The following is an 18,587-nucleotide window of genomic DNA, read 5'->3' on the forward strand; positions in this document are numbered from 1 at the left end:
ACGGTTTGGACAGTTTGTCGCGGAAATCCTGCGCGTCACATGACTCATGTTTGAAGAATCGCGATCGTCTGCCCTTCCGCCACGATGTCATCCACGCTGACGAGAATCGACGTGATCTTTCCTGCGGCAGGTGCCGGGACGGGAATTTCCATTTTCATGGCTTCCACCAGCACGACGTCATCGCCGTTGTTAATGCTTGCGTCGGCGCTGGTTGCGATCGCGCAAACGCGTCCTGCAACTTCGGTTGTGATTTTTATTTCGGCCACGGAATTCTCCCCCAGCCGCTTTATGCATGACACGCAAGTCCAGCACATGCGGCTTCTTTATTGTGAGGAAGGATTGCCCGATGTAGCGTGATCCGCAAGGGGAAACTTTGCGCTGATCTGTAAAATCAAACATCTGTTTGCAGCGCCCGATGCGGGGAGTGACGATGACCTGGAAGCCTGAACTCGACGAACTCGCGCGGCGTGAGGCGTTTGCGCAGGAAATGGGCGGCGCCGACAAGGTCAAGCGGCAGCATGACCAGGGCCGGCTGACCGTCCGCGAGCGAATCGACAGGCTGCTCGATCGGAAAACCTTCCACGAGATCGGTGCAGTTTCGGGTATTGGCGAATACGGCGAAAATGGCGAGTTGCTTTCGGTCACGCCTGCAAACTGCGTGTTCGGCCGGGGCAAGGTGGAGAATCGGCCGGTGGTCGTCGTCGGCGACGACTTCACGGTGCGCGGCGGCTCGGCGGATGCGTCGATCTGGGCGAAGCCGATGATGGCCGAGCAGATGGCGCATGATTTCCGCCTGCCGATCATTCGGGTGATCGAAGGCTCCGGCGGCGGCGGTTCGGTGAAGACAATCGAGACCAAGGGCGCGGCGAATCTGCCCGGCGGCATCGGCGGCACCGAGTGGTACTGGTACACGACGGCGAACATGGCGCGCGTGCCCGTGGTCGGCCTCGGCCTCGGATCCGTCGCGGGACTTGGCGCGGCGCGGCTTGCCGCCAGTCATTACTCCGTCATGACGAAGTCGTCGGCGATGTTCGTCGCAGGCCCGCCGGTGGTGGCGCGCCTCGGGCAATCGCTCGAAAAGCAGGAGCTTGGCGGCTGGCAGATTCAGACCAAGGCCGGCGGCGTCGATCATGCCGTCGAAACCGAGGAGGAAGCCTTCGCATGCGCGCGCCGGTTTCTGTCCTATCTGCCGCCATCGGTGTTCGAACTGCCACCGACGGTTGCGAGCAACGACGATCCCGAGCGCGCCGACGAGGCGCTGCTCAATGCTGTGCCGCGCAGCCGTAAGCAGGTCTACAAGATGCGCCCGATCATCGAATCGGTGGTAGATCGCGGCTCCTTCTTCGAAATGGGCCAGAACTTCGGCCGGTCGATCATCACCGGGCTTGCGCGCCTGCAGGGCCGCGCCGTCCTCGTGCTGGCGAGCGATCCGTTTATCTACGGTGGATCGTGGACCGCCGATACGTGTCAGAAGGTGGTGCGCGCCGTCGATCTCGCCGAGACGTTCCATCTGCCGGTGGTCTATTTGATGGATTGTCCCGGTTTCGCGATCGGACTCGATGCGGAGAAAACGGCGACGATCCGGCATGGCGTGCGCGCGATGGCGGCGGTTAACCAGAGCACCGTGCCGTGGTGTACCATCATCGTGCGCAATTCGTTCGGCGTTGCCGGCGTGGTGCATCAGCCCGCGGGACGATTCTCGCTGCGCTATGCGTGGCCGTCGGCGTACTGGGGATCGCTGCCGCTGGAGGGCGGCATCGAGGCAGCGTACCGCGCCGATCTGGCCGAGGCCGAAGATCCCAAGGCCAAGCTGCAGGAGATCGAGGACCGACTGAACAAGCTGCGCTCGCCGTTCCGTTCGGCGGAAAAATTCTGGGTCGAGGAAATCATCGATCCGCGCAAGACCCGGTCGCTGCTCTGCGAGTTCGCGCGGCTCGCCGAGCCGCTACGCTCGCCGGGCGTGGCGCATCTGGCGATCAGACCGTGACTATTTCGCGTCGGCGATAATCATCGCCGATCCTTTTTCCGCGATCATTGCGGTCGGCGTGTTGGTGTTGCCGGATGTGATCGTCGGCATCACCGACGCATCGACCACGCGCAGCCCTTTGAGGCCATAAAGGCGCAGGCGTTCATCGACCACGGCGAGGGGATCGCTCGCGCCTCCCATCTTCGCAGTGCCGACCGGATGGAAGATTGTGGTGCCGATGTCGCCGGCGGCCTTCGCCAGCGATGCGTCGTCGTCGCCGACCGACGGACCGGGGAGATATTCCTGCGGATGATAGTTGCTCAGCGCGTGCTGTTTCATCAGCTTGCGCGTGACGCGGATGGCGTCGGCAGCGACCTGCCGGTCTTCGGGCGTGGACAGATAATCCGGCGCAATCGCGGGCGCCTGATCCGGTGCATCGGATTTGATCCGGATGGTGCCGCGCGAGGTCGGGCGCAGGTTGCAGGCGGCGATGGTGATGGCCGGAAAGCGATGCAGCGGCTCGCCGAATTTGTCCAGCGACAGCGGCTGGACGTGAAACTGGATATTGGCGCGATCCTGCCGGGCGTCTGAGCGAGTAAAGATGCCGAGCTGCGACGGCGCCATGGTCAGCGGGCCGCGCCGCCGCAGCAGATAGTCGACGCCCATCCAGCCGCGCCGGAACAGGTTGTAGTAAGTCTCGTTCAGTGTGCGGACGCCTTCAACTTTATAGATCGCGCGCTGCTGGAGATGATCCTGCAAATTGCGGCCGACTCCCTGGCGGTCGAGCACTGTCTCGATGCCGAGGGGCGATAGCCATTCGCGTGGGCCGATACCGGAGCGATGCAGCACCTGCGTCGAGCCAATCGAGCCGGAGCAGAGAATCACTTCGCCGCGCGCACGCGCTTCAATGGTCTCGCCGCCTTGTGAGAAGCGCACGCCGGCGGCGCGGCCGTTCTCGACGATCACCTTGTCCACCAGCACGTCGGTCTCCAGCCGCAGATTGGGCCGCGACAGCGCGGGCTTGAGAAAGCCGCGCGCCGAGGACCATCGCCGCCCGCGTTTCTGGTTGACGTGGAAATAGCCGATGCCTTCGTTGTCGCCGGTGTTGAAATCGGGTGTCCTGCGGATTCCCATTTCCTGCGCGGCCTCGGCCACCGCATCCAGCACCTTCCACGACAGCCGCGGCGCCTCGATGCGCCAGCCGCCACCAGTACCGTGATGCTCGCTTTCGCCGAGGAAGTGATCTTCGAGTTTCCTGAACGCGGGTAGCACGTCATCCCAGCCCCAGCCGGTCAGTCCCAACTGCCGCCAGTGGTCGTAGTCGGCCGCCTGGCCGCGCATCGAGATCATGGCGTTGATCGCGGACGAGCCGCCGATCACTTTGCCGCGCGGATAGGCCAGCGCGCGGCCGTTGAGGCCCGCTTCCGGCTCGGTCTTGAACATCCAGTCCGAGCGCGGATTGCCGATGGCGAACAGATAGCCGACCGGGATGTGAAACCAGATCCAGTTGTCCTTGCCGCCAGCCTCGAGGATTAGCACACGCTTGCCTGGATCGGCGGAGAGACGGTTGGCGACGATGCACCCGGCGGTGCCGGCTCCGACGACGATGTAGTCGAAATCTCCCTCAAGGCGCTTCGGCATTTCGATCCCGTGTTTCTTTGTTAGGCGATTGCTCCGCTTTATGACCCCGGCCGGGGGCGGCTGTACAGTCCGATCCTGTGCAACCGGCATTTGCGCGGATATTGGGTCTGGCGCTGCGCCATGCTAGCTTCGCGCGGTCATATATTTCCGCGAGGTTTTGCCGTGCCGATCATCAACCGCGTCGCCGATCTGCAACCCGAGATTATGGGCTGGCGCCGCGACCTGCATGCCAATCCCGAACTGATGTACGATGTGCATCGCACCGCGGCTTTCGTCGCCGACCATCTGCGGGCATTCGGTTGTGATGAAGTCGCCACCGGCCTCGGGCGCACCGGCGTTGTCGGCGTCATCAAAGGCCGCAAGCGCGGCAACGGCGGCGATCTCAAGGCGATCGGCCTGCGCGCCGACATGGACGCGCTGCCGATTGAGGAAGAGACCGGCTTGGCCTATCGCTCCACAGTGCCGGGCAAGATGCACGCCTGCGGCCATGACGGCCACACCGCGATGCTGCTGGGCGCGGCGCGCTATCTCGCCGAGACCCGGAATTTCGCCGGCGACGCCGTGGTGATCTTTCAGCCGGCGGAAGAGGGCGGCGCGGGCGCGGCGGCGATGATCAAGGACGGCCTGATGGACCGTTTCAGGATCGATCAGGTCTACGGCATGCACAATTCGCCGGGCATGCCGATCGGCACCTTCGCGACGCGCGTGGGGCCGACGATGGCGGCAACCGATCACATCAATATTCATATCGAAGGCATGGGAGGCCACGCCGCCCGGCCGCACAAGAGCATCGACTCGGTGCTTGCAGGCGCGCAGCTCATTACGGCCTTACAGTCGATTGTGTCGCGCAGCGTCGATCCGCTGGATGCCGCGGTGATTTCGATCTGCGAGTTCCATGCCGGCAACGCCCGCAACGTCATTCCACAGACAGCGGAGCTTTTCGGTACGGCACGGACCCTGACGCCGGAAGTGCGCGATCTGATCGAGCAGCGGGTGCAGGAGGTGGTGAACGGTGTTGCACAATTGTCTGGTGCGAAGATCACCCTCGACTACGAGCGCAGCTATCCGGTGCTGGTCAACCACGCCGCCGAAACCGGCATCGCAGCCCGGATCGCCGCCGACATCGCGGGAGAGGGCAACGTCAGTTCCGAGATCCCGCCTGTGATGGGCGCGGAAGATTTCGCCTATATGTTGGAAGCGCGGCCAGGGGCCTTCATCTTCATCGGCAACGGCGACAGCGCCGGGCTGCACCACCCCGCCTACAATTTTAACGACGACGCCATCGTCTACGGCTCGTCCTACTGGATCAAGCTGGTGGAGACCCAGCTCGCGGGCTGACGCCGATAAATCATTCGATCCGGAACTACGGTCATCACATCGCGTTGAGAGGCGGGAACGTTCCCGTCAACATCGTGGAGTGGGACATGGCAGCGAAGAAATCAGTGAAGAAGTCGGCCAGGAAATCAGCGAAGAAATCGGCACCCAGGCGAATGGCGGCCAAGCGGGCTGCGCCGAATGACAAGGATCTCAACGATCTGTTTCATGACACGCTCAAGGACATCTACTTCGCCGAGAAGCAGATTTTGAAGGCGTTGCCGAAAATGGCAAAGGCCGCCCAGTCGCCGGACCTGATCGCCGCGTTCGAAAAGCACCATGGCGAAACCGAAGGTCAGGTGGACCGGCTGGAGCAGGTGTTCCAGCTGATCGACAAGCCCGCGAAGGCGAAGACCTGTGACGCGATCATGGGTATTCTGGACGAAGGCAAGGAGATTATGGATGAGTACAAGGGCACCGAGGCCCTCGACGCCGGGCTTCTTGCCGCGGCGCAGGCCGTCGAGCATTACGAAATCTCCCGCTACGGAACCTTGAAGGCATGGGCCAGCAAGCTCGGCATGACAGAGGCGGTGCGGCTGCTCGATGAAACGCTGCAGCAGGAGTACAACACCGATGAGGCCCTGACGACGCTGGCTCTCGGCGAGGTGAATTCGGAGGCGATGGCGGCATGATTTCTCCCTTACTCTGCGCTTGCAGGGAGAGGGGAAAACCGGACACATCAACCGTCATTACGAGAGCACTTGCGACGAAGCAATCCAGTTCTTTTAATTCAAAGACTGGATTGCTTCGCCTCGCTCGCAATGACGACGGAAGTTAGTCACGCGGCCTTTTGCTTGTGCAGGAACGCCGCGGCGATCTTCAAATCTTTCACGAAGTTGGCATATTCGCGCGCTTTGGCGTCTTCATCCGGCAGACGAAGCAGGTAGGACGGATGTACCGTCACCAGCGCTTTCGTTTTGTTCCCGGCCTCATCAAGATCAATCAGATGGCCGCGGTTCTTGCCGATCGGGGTGATCTTGCCGAATACGCTTTGCGCCGCCGTCGCGCCCATCACGACGACCAGTGCGGGTTTGACGGTGGCAAGCTCGCGCTCATACCACGGACGGCACGCCCTGATCTCCGGCGTGTTCGGCTTCTGGTGCAGGCGGATTTTGCCGCGCGGCACGAATTTGAAATGCTTCACCGCGTTGGTGACGTACACCTTGTCGCGGTCGATGCCGGCTTCCTCCAGCGCGCGGTTGAGCACCTGACCGGCTGGGCCGACGAACGGTTTGCCGGCGAGGTCTTCCTTGTCGCCGGGCTGCTCGCCCACCAGCATGATCGGCGCATGGCTCGGGCCTTCGCCGAACACCGTCTGGGTCGCGTCCTTCCACAGATGGCAGGCGCGGCAACCGGCGGCCTCGGCGCGCAATTCGGCGAGGCTGCTGGAGAATAAAGGAGCGGCATAGGCCATGACTTGTCTCCTTGGTCTCGGCATCAATAACCGACGGTGAGGGATGTTCCCGCACCTCCTTGTTTTGGCTGGGGAAAAGGCGGCCATAAAAGGCCGGTTGACTCTCCACCGCACCTTAGCTTTATATTAGAACATATCATGAACAAATAAGTGCGTCACCCGTTTCAAGTGGGGTGGCGAACCGGAATGTCAGGAGCGGTGCATGTTGAGCGCGCGCATAAGCATGCTTGCGTCCCTGCGGGGGACCATCGGCCGCCTCGAAGGCGGGGCGGATGGGCTTGCGCGCGTGGCGCTGGGCCATGCGGATGCGGACGCGACGTTGCAGGGCGGGCTGGTGCGCGGCGCGCTGCATGAAGTGTTCACCGAAGGCGGCCGCCACGCGGCTGCGGCCACGGGTTTCATCGCCGGCCTTGCGCATCGTCTGGTCGGGCGGCGGCCTTTGGTGTGGGTGCGGCAGGATTTTGGGGAAATTGAATCCGGCGCGTTGTCGATGGAGGGCCTCAATGAACTGGGCCTTGATCCGCGCCTCGTGGTGACGGTGCGCGCGCCGGACGCCGAGACCGCGCTCCGCGCCGCCGCCGATGCGCTGGCCTGCGATGCCCTCGGGGCGGTGGTGCTGGATGTGTGGGGCGAGGTGCGTGCGCTGGATCTGGTCGCGAGCCGCAGGCTGACACTCGCCGCGCGCGCTTCCAGCGTCGCGTGTCTGGTGCTGCGGACGGCGGCGATGCCGTCCGCCAGCACCGCGGAGACGCGGTGGGTGGTACGCGCCGCACCTTCATCGCCAACCATCGAGACATGGGGCGCACCGATGCTGGACGCACAGCTTGTTCGCAACCGTCACGGCCAGACCGGACGATGGATCATGGAGTGGAAATGTGATGATGGCCTCTTCCGTGAAGGCACCTTCCATAAGAACCCGGCGTATCCTCAGCCTGTGGCTGCCGCGCCTGCCGACCGACCGCTTGAAACGCCGGTTTTCGGGCCACGACGGCGCGCCGGATGACACGCGTCCATGCGTCGTTGTCGGCAAGCTGAACAACGCGCTGCAGATCACCGCGCTGAACGATGTGGCGGCGAAAAACGGCCTTGAGGCTGGACTGCCGCTGGCCAATGCGCGCGCGGTCTGTCCCGACGTGCAGGTGTTCGACGCCGACGAGGCGGCGGACGCCAAACTGCTTGCCGACATCGCCGACTGGTGCGACCGCTTCACGCCGCTGGTGGCGCTCGACCCGCCGCATGGCCTGCTGCTCGACATCAGCGGCTGCGCGCATCTGTTCGGTGGCGAAGCTGCGATGTTGCGCATGGTCTGCGCGGCGCTTCACCGGCAAGGCTTTATCGTCAACGCGGCGATCGCCAGTACACCGGCCTGCGCGCGCACTATGACGCGGGCCGTGCAAAGCTGCATCGTGCCGGACGGAGGAGAGGAACGCGCCGTCGGTTCATTGCCGGTGTTCGCGCTCGGTGCGGATGACGCGATCACGCGGGGCCTGCGCCGCGCGGGACTCAAGACCATCGGCGATGTCGCTTCGCGCGCGCCGCATGAAATCACCGCGCGGTTCGGTGCTGCGTTCACCGGCCTGTTGCAGCAGGCATTGGGGCAGGCCGACGCGCCGATAAGCCCGCGGAAGCCGTTGCCGGATTTCATGGTGGAGAAGCGTTTCGCCGAGCCGGTGGCGACCGATACTGTGATCGCGTCAATTCTGTCTGGCCTCGCGCGGATGCTGGTCACGGCGATGGAGAAACAGGGCAAGGGCGCGCGGCGGCTGGAAGCGAGTTTCTTTCGTACCGACGGCGCGGTGCGCACGATCATGGTGGATGCCGGGCAGCCCGTTACCAAAACCAATGTAATCGACCGGCTGTTCCGCGAACGGCTCGATGCGCTGGCCGATCCGCTCGATCCGGGCTTCGGCTTCGATCTCATCCGCCTGTCCGCCAGCCGCGTCGAAATCGTGGTGCAGGAGCAGCGCGATTTCGACACCCGCTCGCAGGACAATGACGATGTCGCCGCGCTGGTCGACCGTCTCGCCGCGCGTCTCGGCAGCCGGCGCGTCGTGGTGCATCTGCCGCAGGACACGCACATTCCGGAACGCGCCGAGATCGCCGCACCGGCGCAGCAATATCTTGCCTCCGCATCCGTTGCAGAATGGCCCGAACGCGCCGAAGGCGAGCCGCCGTTGCGACCGCTGCGGATGTTCGAGCGGCCGGAAGTGATTGATGTGCCGTTCGCGGCGGTGCCCGACGGACCACCACGCCGGTTCACATGGCGGCGCGCAACCCATGCAGTGGTGCGGGTGGAGGGCCCCGAGCGCATCGCGATGGAATGGTGGAAGCGCGAGGAGGCGGCCCTGACGCGCGATTATTTTCGCGTCGAGGATGCGGAGGGATTGCGCTTCTGGATCTATCGCGACGGTCTCTATGGCAGCGAACTCATCGACGAAAAAGGCAAGCCCATTGAACCAAAATGGTTCGTCCATGGGTTGTTCGGATGAAAGCCACCGACTATGCGGAAATCGGCATCACCACGAACTTCTCGTTCCTGCGCGGCGGATCTCAGCCGCAGGACTATGTTCATGAAGCAAGTCGGCTGCGAATTCCGGTCATCGGCATTGCCGACCGCAACACGCTGGCCGGGGTCGTGCGCGCCTACAGCGAACTTCAGAATCCCAAGGTCACACACAAGCCAAAACTGTTGATCGGGTCGCGTCTCGTCTTTATCGACGGCACGCCGGACATTCTGGTCTATCCGCGCGACCGCGCCGCCTATGGCCGCCTTTGCCAGTTGCTGACGTGCGGCAAGCTCAAGGCGGAGAAGGGCGAGTGCCATCTCACGCTCGATGACCTGCTGGATTTCGCCGAAGGTCAGTTGCTGGTTCTGACGCTGCCGCATCGTTTCGAGTCGCCGGCAATTCTGAAAATTCTCGACCGGCTGAAGCGCAGCCGCGCAGATGGAGTCTGGCTGGCGGCGAGCCTTCTGTATCGCGGTGATGACATGCGGCGTTTGTCCCGGTTGTATCGTATCGCCTCGACGGCCCGCGTGCCGCTGCTGGCGACCAACGAGGTGCTGTATCATCATCCCGTGCGCCGGCCTTTGCAGGATGTACTGACCTGCATTCTGGAAAAGACCACGATCCACGCCGCTGGCAGGAAACTTCAGGCCAATGCCGAGCGGCACATGAAGCCGGGTTATGAAATGGCGCGGCTGTTTCGCGATCTGCCGGAAGCGATTGCGGAGACGATGCGCTTCGCCGACCGCATTACGTTCACGCTCGATGAACTGAAGTATCAATATCCCGATGAGCCGGTGCCGCCGGGCAAGACAGCACAGCAGCATCTTGAGAATTTGACGTGGAAAGGCGTTGACGAAAAATTTCCGAGCGGGATCGACGACAGGCTGCGTGCGACCATCGACAAGGAACTGCGGCTGATCGAGAAACTCAAATACGCTCACTATTTCCTCACCGTCCACGACATCGTCCATTATGCCCGCGATCAAAAGATTCTATGTCAGGGGCGTGGCTCTGCGGCGAACTCCGCCGTGTGTTATGTGCTCGGCATCACCTCCGTGAATCCAGCCGAGACGGACGTGTTGTTCGAGCGCTTCATTTCCGAAGAGCGGCTGGAGCCCCCCGACATCGATGTCGATTTCGAGCATTCGCGCCGCGAAGAGGTGATGCAATATGTCTATCGCCGCTACGGCCGTCACCGCGCGGCGATTGTGGCCACCGTCATTCATTATCGGCCGCGCAGCGCCATCCGCGATGTTGGCAAGGCGTTGGGCCTGACGGAGGACGTCACTGCGGCACTTGCCGATACGGTGTGGGGAAGCTGGGGCGACACCGTCAGCGACATGCAGATCAAACAGGCGGGGTTCGATCCGCAGAACGGGATGATCCGCCGCGCCGTCGAACTCGCCACCGATCTGATCGAATTTCCGCGCCACCTGTCGCAGCATGTCGGCGGTTATGTGCTGACCCAGGACAGTCTCGACACCTATGTGCCCATCGGCAATGCCGCGATGGACGATCGCACCTTCATTGAGTGGGACAAGGACGACATCGACGCGCTGCGCATGATGAAGGTCGATGTGCTGGCGCTCGGCATGCTGACCTGCATCCGCAAGTGTTTCGATCTGATCGATGCGCATAAAGGCGAGCGGTACGAACTCGCCGACATCAAGGCGGAGAATGACGACAGCGGTCCAGTCTTCGACATGCTGTGCCGGGGCGAATCCCTCGGCGTGTTCCAGGTCGAGAGCCGGGCGCAGATGAATATGCTGCCGCGCCTCAAGCCGCGCACCTTCTACGATCTCGTCATCGAGGTCGCCATCGTGCGGCCCGGGCCGATCCAGGGCAACATGGTGCATCCGTATCTCAAGCGCAGGAAAATGAAGCCGGAGGAGATCGATTATCCCTATCCGAAAGGCGGCGATCCGGACGAACTTCGCAACGTGCTGCACAAGACACTCGGCGTGCCGCTGTTCCAGGAGCAGGCCATGCGCATCGCGATGGTCGCGGCGGAATTCACATCTGAGGAAGCCAACGGTCTGCGCCGCGCGATGGCGACATTCCGCAATGTCGGCACGATGCCGAAATTTGAAGAACGCATGGTTGGCCGCATGAAGGCGCGCGGTTACGATCCGGCCTTCGCGCAAAGCTGCTTCGACCAGATCAAGGGCTTTGGCAGCTACGGTTTCCCTGAGAGTCATGCCGCTGCCTTTGCGCAGCTTGTCTATGTGTCGTCATGGCTGAAGCACTATCATCCCGACGTATTCTGCTGCGGTCTGCTAAACTCACAGCCGATGGGTTTCTATGCGCCGGCGCAAATCGTCGGCGATGCGCGCAAGAACAAGGTCGAGGTGCGCGAGATCGATGTGTCGCGCAGCTTTGGGCAGAATACGTTGGAAGAGCGGAGCGGCAAGCATCTCGCTATGCGGCTCGGCTTCCGGCAGATCGACGGCTTCGAGGTCTACGATCCGGACGAGGAGAAGCTGGATAAGGTCAAATCCGCGGCGGCGAAGAGCAGGGCTAAACCCCCCGAGGATTACTGGGACCAGCGCATCGTCGCCGCGCGGGCGCGAAAGCCATTCACGTCACTGGAAGATTTTGCCCGCGCGACAGGATTGCCGAAGCGCGCGCTGATCCTGCTGGCCGATGCCGATGCGTTCCGCTCGCTTGGGCTCGACCGCCGTGAAGCGTTATGGACGGTGCGTCGCCTGCCGGATGATGTTTCGCTGCCGCTGTTCGAGAGCACGGCCGCGCGTGAGCAGCCGGACGAAGCCGCGCAGCCGCTGCCTGTCATGCCGCTGCCGGAACAGGTGGTGGCCGATTATCAGACCATCCGTCTTTCGCTGAAGGGACATCCGATGGAATTTTTGCGCTCGATGTTCACGCGTGAGGGCGTGATCCCGTGCGAGGCGGTTGCCGATGCCAATGACAGGCAGCGCGTGCGTTGCGCGGGTGTGGTGCTGGTGCGGCAGCGGCCGGGCAGTTCCAAGGGCGTGGTGTTCATGACGCTGGAGGACGAGACCGGCATTGCCAATATTGTGGTGTGGCCGAAGGTGATGGAAAAATTCCGCAAGGAAGTAATGGGCGCGCGGCTGATCGAGGTGCAGGGAACGATCCAGAGCAGTCCGGACAAGGTGGTGCATCTGGTGGCCGAGCGACTGTTCGATCGCTCGCACGATCTGATGAACCTCGCCAATGACGCACTGAGCGGCAAGCCTGTCGTGCCCGACGGCGCCAATGTGATCGAGCCGCTGGAGGAGGAGTTGCCTGTCCGTGACGGCGCTCCGCCGCACAAGATGCGCCATCCGCGCAATGTCCGGATCCTGCCCCGCTCGCGGGATTTTCACTAGCAGTTCTCCGTCATCCTGAGGTGCGAGCCCTCTTCGGCTTTTGGCCGGTTGAATGACGATGGCTTGGCGGCTGATCTCAGGCGGACAAGATTTTGCCTTAATCGCGCAAAGCGACCCCGATTTTGGTGCACTGCAATCGATACGTCACACGCCTGTAATATCGATGACGTCTCCCTTTTGGGAGCGTCCGGCCGTGCCGCTCGGTTCCATGAACCGGTGTGGCCAGCACGCGCTTCACGTTAACTGAAAATAATGTCCATTCCGGCTGTTTTCGATTGTCCTTGGCAGGAAAGAGGAACTATTAGCTGACAGACTGCGGCCATCTGACGCAGAAATCGCCGGTTATTGCATGACTGAAAAGACAACGAGATTGAACGCGCTGATCGCCCGGGTGCAGGCCATTCCCCGGCAGCGGCTGGCTGTCGGCGCCGGCCTCGTCGTGCTTGCTGGCGCGGCTGTCTTCGGTCTCACCCGCGCGGCGCCCGCGCCGAAGGATCACTCCGATATTTCCAGCCAGTCGCGGAAGGGGCTGCTGCGCTACACGCCGACGCCGGCGGAATGGGCCAGCCTGACTGTGCAGCCAGTGGTGGAACATGCATTCCGCGCCGAGCATGTCACCGAAGGCAAGATCGCGGTCGATGAGGATCGCGCGACGCCGGTGTTCTCGCCCTACGCCGGTCGCGTCACCAAGCTTTTGGCGCGGCCCGGCGATCGTGTCATGCAAGGCCAGTCGCTGTTCGTGATCGAAGCCCCGGACAACGTGCAGGCGCAGAACGATTTCATCACCGCCGTGACCGGCTACAACAAGGCCAAGTCGCAGCTTGAACTGGCGCAGATCCAGGACAAGCGCGCCCACGATCTCTATGACGGCAAGGCGGTGCCGCTGAAGGACTATCAGCAGTCGCAGGCTGCTTTGATCTCCGCGCAGAACGACATGCGCTCGAGCGAGACGGCCTTGCAGGCTGCGCGCAACCGCCTGCGCATTCTCGGCCTCAGCGACGCTGCCATCACGACGTTTCAGGACAAGGGCCGGATCGATCCCGAGACCACGATTGCCGCGCCGATCGCGGGCACCGTGGTGCAGCGGAAGGTCGGACCGGGACAATATGTGAATGCCGGAGCGAGCGATCCGGTGTTCGTGATCGGCGACCTCTCGACCGTCTGGCTCACCGCCTTCGTGCGCGAGACCGAAGCGCCGGACATCGAAGTCGGGCAGGAGATCGCGTTCAGCGTGCTGGCGTTCCCCGGGCGCACGATGACCGCGCGCATTAATTATGTTTCGGCGGCCATCGACCCGGCGTCGCGCCGGCTGATGGTGCGCGCCACCATCGACAATCCGGGTGGCGCGCTGAAGCCGGAGATGTTCGCCAACGTCACGATCTATTCCGCAGGCGATCGCTCCGGGGTCGGCGTGCCGAAGCAGGCGCTGATCTATGAAGGCGATCAGGTCCGGGTCTGGGTCGTGCGCGACGACAAGTCCATTGAGCTGCGCCAGATCAAGGTTGGCCTGGCCAACGGCGACCTCGTCGAGGTGAAGGGCAATCTTTCCCCAGGTGAGCAGATCGTCACCCGGGGCAGTCTGTTCATCGACCGCGCGGCGTCTGGAAGCTAGTGCGCGCTGTGCCTTTCCCGAGATTTAGCTCTTTCTGAAAGACCCGGTCTCGATGGATCGTCTCGTCGCTCTCGCCGTCAATCGCCGCGTCCTCATGGTGGCGCTGTTCGCCATCACCCTTATCGGCGGCGCCTTCGCATTCCAGCAACTCAACATCGAAGCCTATCCCGATCCGACGCCGCCGATGGTCGACATCGTGACGCAAAGTCCCGGTCTATCGGCCGAGGAGATCGAGCGCTACATCACCATTCCGATCGAGACACAGGTCGCGGGTCTGAAGAACCTCAACACCATCCGCACCATCTCGCTCTACGGTCTCTCCGACGTCAAACTTCAGTTTTCGTTCGATTACACATACGAGCAGGCCTTGCAGCAGGTGCTCAACCGCCTCTCGCAGCTGAGTCCGCTGCCGGGGAATGTGCAGCCGCAGATTTCGCCGCTCAGTCCCATCGGTGAAATCTTCCGCTATCGGCTGGTCGGGCCGCCGAACTACAGCGTGCTCGATCTGAAGACTTTGCAGGACTGGGTGCTGCAACGCCGCTTCCGCGCCGTGCCCGGCGTGATCGACGTGACTGGATGGGGCGGCAAGACCAAGACCTACGAGCTTCAGGTCGATTTCAACAAGCTGATCGCCTATGGCCTCACCCTGCCGCAACTGTTGCAGGCGGTCGGCAACGCCAACATCAACGTTGGCGGCAACACGGTGAATATCGGCGCGCAGTCGGCTGTTGTGCGCGGCGTCGGATTGATCCGCTCGATCGACGATCTTGCCACCACGATGATCTCGCAAAGCGGTGGCAATCCGGTTCTTGTGCGCGATGTTGCCAATGTCACCGTGGGCGAGAAACCGCGCCTCGGCATCGCTGGCATGAACATGGACGATGACATCGTTCAAGGCATCGTGCTGATGCGGCGCGGCGAGCAGAGTTCGCCCACGATCGCGCGGGTCGAGCAACTCGTGCAGTCGATCAACAAATCGAGCATCCTGCCGCCCGGTGTGCGGATCGAGCGAATCTACGATCGCAAGGACCTGATCGATACAACCACGCACACAGTACTGCATAACATGGTGGTCGGCATTCTGCTGATCGTGCTGTTGCAGTGGCTGTTCCTTGGCGACCTGCGCAGTGCCGTCATTGTCGGCGCCACCATTCCGTTCGCATTGTTCTTTGCCGTCATTATTCTAGTGCTGCGCGGCGAATCCGCCAACCTGCTGTCGGTCGGCGCCATCGATTTCGGCCTGATTGTCGACGGCACGGTCATCATGGTGGAAGCGATCTTCCGGCGGTTGTCGCAAACCACCGAATTGTCACCGTCCGAGCAGAGTGCGATTTCGCCCGAAACGTTGATGGGCATGAAGACCCACGCCATTCTCAGCGCCGCAGCCGACGTGTCGCGCTCGATCTTCTTTGCCGCTGCGATCATCATCGCCGCGTTCCTGCCGCTGTTCACGCTGAGCGGCGTCGAAGGCCATATCTTCGGACCGATGGCGAAGACCTATGCCTACGCGCTTGCGGGCGGGCTGCTGGCGACCTTCACGGTCACGCCCGCGCTGAGCGCGATCATCCTTCCAGTGCATATGCAGGAGACCGAGACCCGGATCATGCGATGGCTGCATGCGGCTTACATGCCGCTGCTGCGATGGGCCGTCGGCAACCGGCGGATCGTGATGGCCTCAGCCGGTGGACTTCTCGTCCTGACCTTCGTGGCAGTACGCCTGCTCGGGCTCGAATTCCTGCCGAAGCTGGAGGAGGGCAACCTGTGGATTCGCGCCACGCTGCCGCCGACGATCTCGCTCGAAGAGGGCAATTCCTACGTCAACGAGATGCGCAAGGTGATCCGTGCCAGGCCGGAAGTGGAGTCGGTGGTGTCGCAGCACGGCCGCCCGGACGACGGCACCGATGCGGCGGGGCTGTTCAATGCGGAATTCTTCGCGCCATTGAAGCCGGTAAGCGAATGGCCCGGCTCGCGCGACAAGGATGAAGTGACAAGCGAACTGCTGGCGCAGTTGCAAAAGAGATTTCCCGGCGTCGAGTTCAATTTCTCGCAGTATTTGCAGGACAATGTTGCCGAAGCCGTCTCCGGCGTGAAGGGCGAGAATTCGATCAAGCTGTACGGCAATGATCTGGTCGAACTGACTAACACTGCCAACAAGATCAAGTCGGTGCTGTCGACGGTCAAGGGTGTCACGGACCTGTCGGTGTTCACCTCGCTTGGCCAGCCGACGATCCAGATCGATATCGACCGCGCGCGGGCGGCACGCTACGGCCTTGCCCCGGGTGATATCAACGCGACCATCCGCGTCGCCATCGGCGGCGACAGCGCGGGCGATCTTTACGAACCCGGCAGCGACCGGCATTTCCCGATCATCGTTCGCCTTGCGCCAGAATATCGCAAGAGCGCCGAGGCTATTCACAATCTGCGGGTCGGCGCGCAGGGACCGAACAGCACTACCCAGATCCCTTTGAGCGAAGTGGCGTCCATCAAGCTTGTGTCCGGCGCGGCCTATATCTACCGAGAGCAGCAGGAGCGCTATCTGCCGATCAAGTTCTCAGTGCGCGAGCGCGACCTCGGCGGAGCGATCAAAGAAGCGCAGGACAAGGTGGCGGAGCAGGTGCAGCTTCCGCCCGGTTCGCATATGGAATGGGTCGGCGAATTCGGCAACCTTCAGGATGCAATTCGTCGGCTGTCCATCGTGGTGCCGATCAGCCTCGCACTGATCGGGGTGCTGCTGTGGTTCAATTTCGGCTCGATGGTGGACACGCTGCTGGCGATGAGCGTGATCCCGATGGCAGTGCTTGGCGGCGTGCTCGGACTTCTGCTCAGCGGCATCCCGTTCAGCGTCTCGGCGGCGATTGGCTTCATCGCGCTGTTCGGCATCGCTGTGATGGACGGCATCATTATCCTGTCGCAGTACAATCAATTGATTGATGAAGGCTACGACCGCATCAGGGCGGTGATCCGGACGGGCGAATTGCAGTTGCGTCCGGTTCTGATGACCTGCGTTGTCGCAGGCATCGGGTTGCTGCCGGCAGCGATGTCGTCGGGCATCGGATCGCAGGTACAGAAGCCGCTGGCGGTGGTGGTGGTGACCGGCATGATGCTCGCGCCGCTCGTGATTCTTGTCACGCTGCCGGTGCTGATCTCGATCTTCTCGCGCCGGGTCGCCGCGAGTTAGCGTCCCGTTGGCGTGCGCACGCCATGCCAGGCGTCGCGCACCTGATGATAGTGAACCTCGGGCAGGTAATCGGGCGTGTTGAGTCCAAGCGTCTTGACGTCGAGGCGGCCGATGGCGCTGAGCAGCGTATAGGACGCGATCACGCGGTCGCGCTGAGCCAGGATCTGCCGTGACCGCGCGGCTGTGAGATCCTGTTGTGAATTGAGAACGTCGATGGTGGTGCGCTGGCCGGCCTGCGCCTCGCGCCGCACGCCCTGCAACGCGATGTCGGCGGATTTCACTTCGGCCTGCGCGGCTGCGAGCGCGACCTTGGTGCCCTCGCTACTGATCCATGCGCTGATTGCTGCGGTCCGCGCCTGATTCCGGACCTGTTCCAGCACGAGGCGGCTTTGCACGGCGGTTTCCTTGGCCTGCCGTGTTTGCGATGCGGCCGTGCCGCCATCATAGATCGGCAAAGTGAGCGCGCCAACCACGGACGCCTGGTCAGCGCGCTTGGTGCCGAGGTTGGGATCGCTGTCGGCGCTGCGGTTGACGTTGCCCTGCACGTTGAGCTGCGGCATCAGGCTGCTTTCCGCGACGCTGATGCTGGTTGTGGCGACATCGGCATCGTAGGTCGCGGCGATGACTGCGGGATTTTCGCGGATCGAAGCATCGATGGCTTCCTGACGGCTGCGCGGCACGAAGCGGTCGACGGTCTGCGCGGCGGCAAGGTTGCCGGGCGCTTCGCCGATCACCTGCGCATAGATCGCGCGGCTGGTTTCGAGTGCGACTTCGGCGGCGTTGAGGTCGGCAAGGCCGCGGCTCAGCCGCGCATCGGCCTGCGCGGTGTCGGTCGGCGTCACGTCGCCGGCGTCGAGGCGCTTTTTTGTGATACCCAGCGTCTCGCGCAGGAAGGCGACGTTGCCGCGCTGGGTTTCCACCAACGCCTGATTGGCGATCACGTTCATGTAGGCGGTCACAGCATCGAGCAGCACGCCCTGACCGGTATTGCGCAGCGCTTCGCGGCCTGACAGCACCTGAAACTCGGCAACGCGCACGCTGCTGGAGGTCTTGAAGCCGTTGAACAGATTTTGCGTGACGGTGACGCCAATGGTCCACGGCTTCAGGGTGGCCGTCTGAATGGTATTGTCGAGAAGCAGATTGCGAACCGGTTGCAGTCCGGCGCTGAGACTTGCGACGATCTGCGGGCGATAGCCGGCCAGCGCCTGCGGCACGTTCTCGTCGGTGGCGCGCTGTTGGGCGCGCGAGGCGTTAAGCTGCGGGTTGGATTGATAGGCGCGGACGAGGGCTTCGTTCAGCGTTTCCGCGTGAGCCGGAAAGGCGAACAGCGCAGCACCGATAGCTGCGCTCGATACACCAAGGCGCCAGCCAATGCCGCCAAACTCTGAAGCACGCCGAACCATCGTTTCCCGTAACAATCCAGATCACAGTCGCGGTGGGGATTGTATCAATCCGGAACCAGCACGCTTCATTCGTACACTGTTTAGAGGGGGATGTTGGCGCGGGCAAACCTTACACCACAGAAAATCGGCAACTGTGACAATGTGC

11 protein-coding genes and 1 pseudogene are annotated in these 18,587 nt (G+C 62.6%); 8 read left to right on the forward strand and 4 right to left on the reverse strand.

The window, feature by feature from the left end; genetic code table 11:
* Positions 1–44: 44 nt before the first annotated feature.
* Positions 45–266, reverse strand: a complete 222-nt coding sequence (locus LVY71_RS09180) for an acyl-CoA carboxylase biotin carboxyl carrier protein subunit (protein ID WP_235099485.1) — start codon at positions 264–266, stop codon at positions 45–47.
* Between the two features lie 164 nt (positions 267–430).
* Here LVY71_RS09180 and LVY71_RS09185 point away from each other — a divergent pair, with 164 nt between their 5' ends.
* The gene (locus LVY71_RS09185; protein ID WP_235099486.1) at positions 431–1,987 is read left to right on the forward strand and encodes an acyl-CoA carboxylase subunit beta; all 1,557 of its coding nucleotides are present in this window, start codon (positions 431–433) and stop codon (positions 1,985–1,987) included.
* On the opposite strand, the gene LVY71_RS09190 is transcribed toward LVY71_RS09185, so the two are convergent.
* Positions 1,988–3,607 carry a GMC family oxidoreductase gene (locus LVY71_RS09190; RefSeq protein ID WP_235099487.1) on the reverse strand — a complete coding sequence of 540 codons (1,620 nt, stop codon included), beginning with the start codon at positions 3,605–3,607 and terminating at the stop codon, positions 1,988–1,990.
* Positions 3,608–3,769: 162 nt separating this feature from the next.
* Between LVY71_RS09190 and LVY71_RS09195 the strand changes: the two genes are divergently transcribed.
* Together LVY71_RS09195 and LVY71_RS09200 are read left to right on the forward strand one after the other, a co-directional pair.
* Positions 3,770–4,945 (forward strand): M20 aminoacylase family protein, encoded by a 1,176-nt coding sequence (locus LVY71_RS09195; RefSeq protein WP_235099488.1) that lies wholly within the window; start codon positions 3,770–3,772, stop codon positions 4,943–4,945.
* A 152-nt stretch (positions 4,946–5,097) separates the two neighbouring features.
* Positions 5,098–5,613 (forward strand): YciE/YciF ferroxidase family protein, encoded by a 516-nt coding sequence (locus LVY71_RS09200; RefSeq protein ID WP_235100070.1) that lies wholly within the window; start codon positions 5,098–5,100, stop codon positions 5,611–5,613.
* 146 nt (positions 5,614–5,759) lie between these two features.
* On the opposite strand, the pseudogene LVY71_RS09205 reads toward LVY71_RS09200, so the two are convergent.
* Positions 5,760–6,437 (reverse strand): annotated as a pseudogene (locus tag LVY71_RS09205) (UdgX family uracil-DNA binding protein); the annotation flags it as partial.
* A gap of 160 nt (positions 6,438–6,597) precedes the next feature.
* Here LVY71_RS09205 and LVY71_RS09210 point away from each other — a divergent pair.
* From LVY71_RS09210 to LVY71_RS09230, 5 genes are all read left to right on the forward strand, one after another.
* On the forward strand, positions 6,598–7,398 hold the full coding sequence (locus LVY71_RS09210) for an ImuA family protein (protein WP_235099489.1): 801 nt from the start codon (positions 6,598–6,600) through the stop codon (positions 7,396–7,398).
* Complete coding sequence (locus LVY71_RS09215) at positions 7,289–8,884, forward strand: Y-family DNA polymerase (RefSeq protein ID WP_235100071.1); 1,596 nt, start codon at positions 7,289–7,291, stop codon at positions 8,882–8,884. Before LVY71_RS09210 ends, LVY71_RS09215 begins: the two co-directional genes overlap by 110 nt.
* The gene (locus tag LVY71_RS09220) at positions 8,881–12,249 is read left to right on the forward strand and encodes an error-prone DNA polymerase (RefSeq protein WP_235099490.1); all 3,369 of its coding nucleotides are present in this window, start codon (positions 8,881–8,883) and stop codon (positions 12,247–12,249) included. Before LVY71_RS09215 ends, LVY71_RS09220 begins: the two co-directional genes overlap by 4 nt.
* A 349-nt stretch (positions 12,250–12,598) precedes the next feature.
* Positions 12,599–13,861, forward strand: coding sequence for an efflux RND transporter periplasmic adaptor subunit (locus tag LVY71_RS09225; protein WP_235099491.1), 1,263 nt, complete (start codon positions 12,599–12,601; stop codon positions 13,859–13,861).
* A 52-nt stretch (positions 13,862–13,913) separates the two neighbouring features.
* Positions 13,914–17,039 (forward strand): efflux RND transporter permease subunit, encoded by a 3,126-nt coding sequence (locus LVY71_RS09230; RefSeq protein ID WP_235099492.1) that lies wholly within the window; start codon positions 13,914–13,916, stop codon positions 17,037–17,039.
* On the opposite strand, the gene LVY71_RS09235 is transcribed toward LVY71_RS09230, so the two are convergent.
* On the reverse strand, positions 17,036–18,442 hold the full coding sequence (locus LVY71_RS09235; RefSeq protein WP_235099493.1) for a TolC family outer membrane protein: 1,407 nt from the start codon (positions 18,440–18,442) through the stop codon (positions 17,036–17,038). The genes LVY71_RS09230 and LVY71_RS09235 overlap by 4 nt on opposite strands.
* Between the last annotated feature and the right edge of the window lie 145 nt (positions 18,443–18,587).

It is taken from the genome of Bradyrhizobium sp. G127 (genome assembly GCF_021502575.1).
Lineage (GTDB): Bacteria > Pseudomonadota > Alphaproteobacteria > Rhizobiales > Xanthobacteraceae > Afipia.

Coding starts and splice junctions, on each gene's coding strand:
- LVY71_RS09220 (WP_235099490.1), top strand. CDS start 8,881: ATGAAAGCCACCGACTATGCGGAAATCGGCATCACCACGAACTTCTCG.
- LVY71_RS09200 (WP_235100070.1), top strand. CDS start 5,098: ATGGCGGCCAAGCGGGCTGCGCCGAATGACAAGGATCTCAACGATCTG.
- LVY71_RS09190 (WP_235099487.1), bottom strand. CDS start 3,607: ATGCCGAAGCGCCTTGAGGGAGATTTCGACTACATCGTCGTCGGAGCC.
- LVY71_RS09225 (WP_235099491.1), top strand. CDS start 12,599: ATGACTGAAAAGACAACGAGATTGAACGCGCTGATCGCCCGGGTGCAG.
- LVY71_RS09235 (WP_235099493.1), bottom strand. CDS start 18,442: ATGGTTCGGCGTGCTTCAGAGTTTGGCGGCATTGGCTGGCGCCTTGGT.
- LVY71_RS09185 (WP_235099486.1), top strand. CDS start 431: ATGACCTGGAAGCCTGAACTCGACGAACTCGCGCGGCGTGAGGCGTTT.
- LVY71_RS09230 (WP_235099492.1), top strand. CDS start 13,914: ATGGATCGTCTCGTCGCTCTCGCCGTCAATCGCCGCGTCCTCATGGTG.
- LVY71_RS09210 (WP_235099489.1), top strand. CDS start 6,598: ATGTTGAGCGCGCGCATAAGCATGCTTGCGTCCCTGCGGGGGACCATC.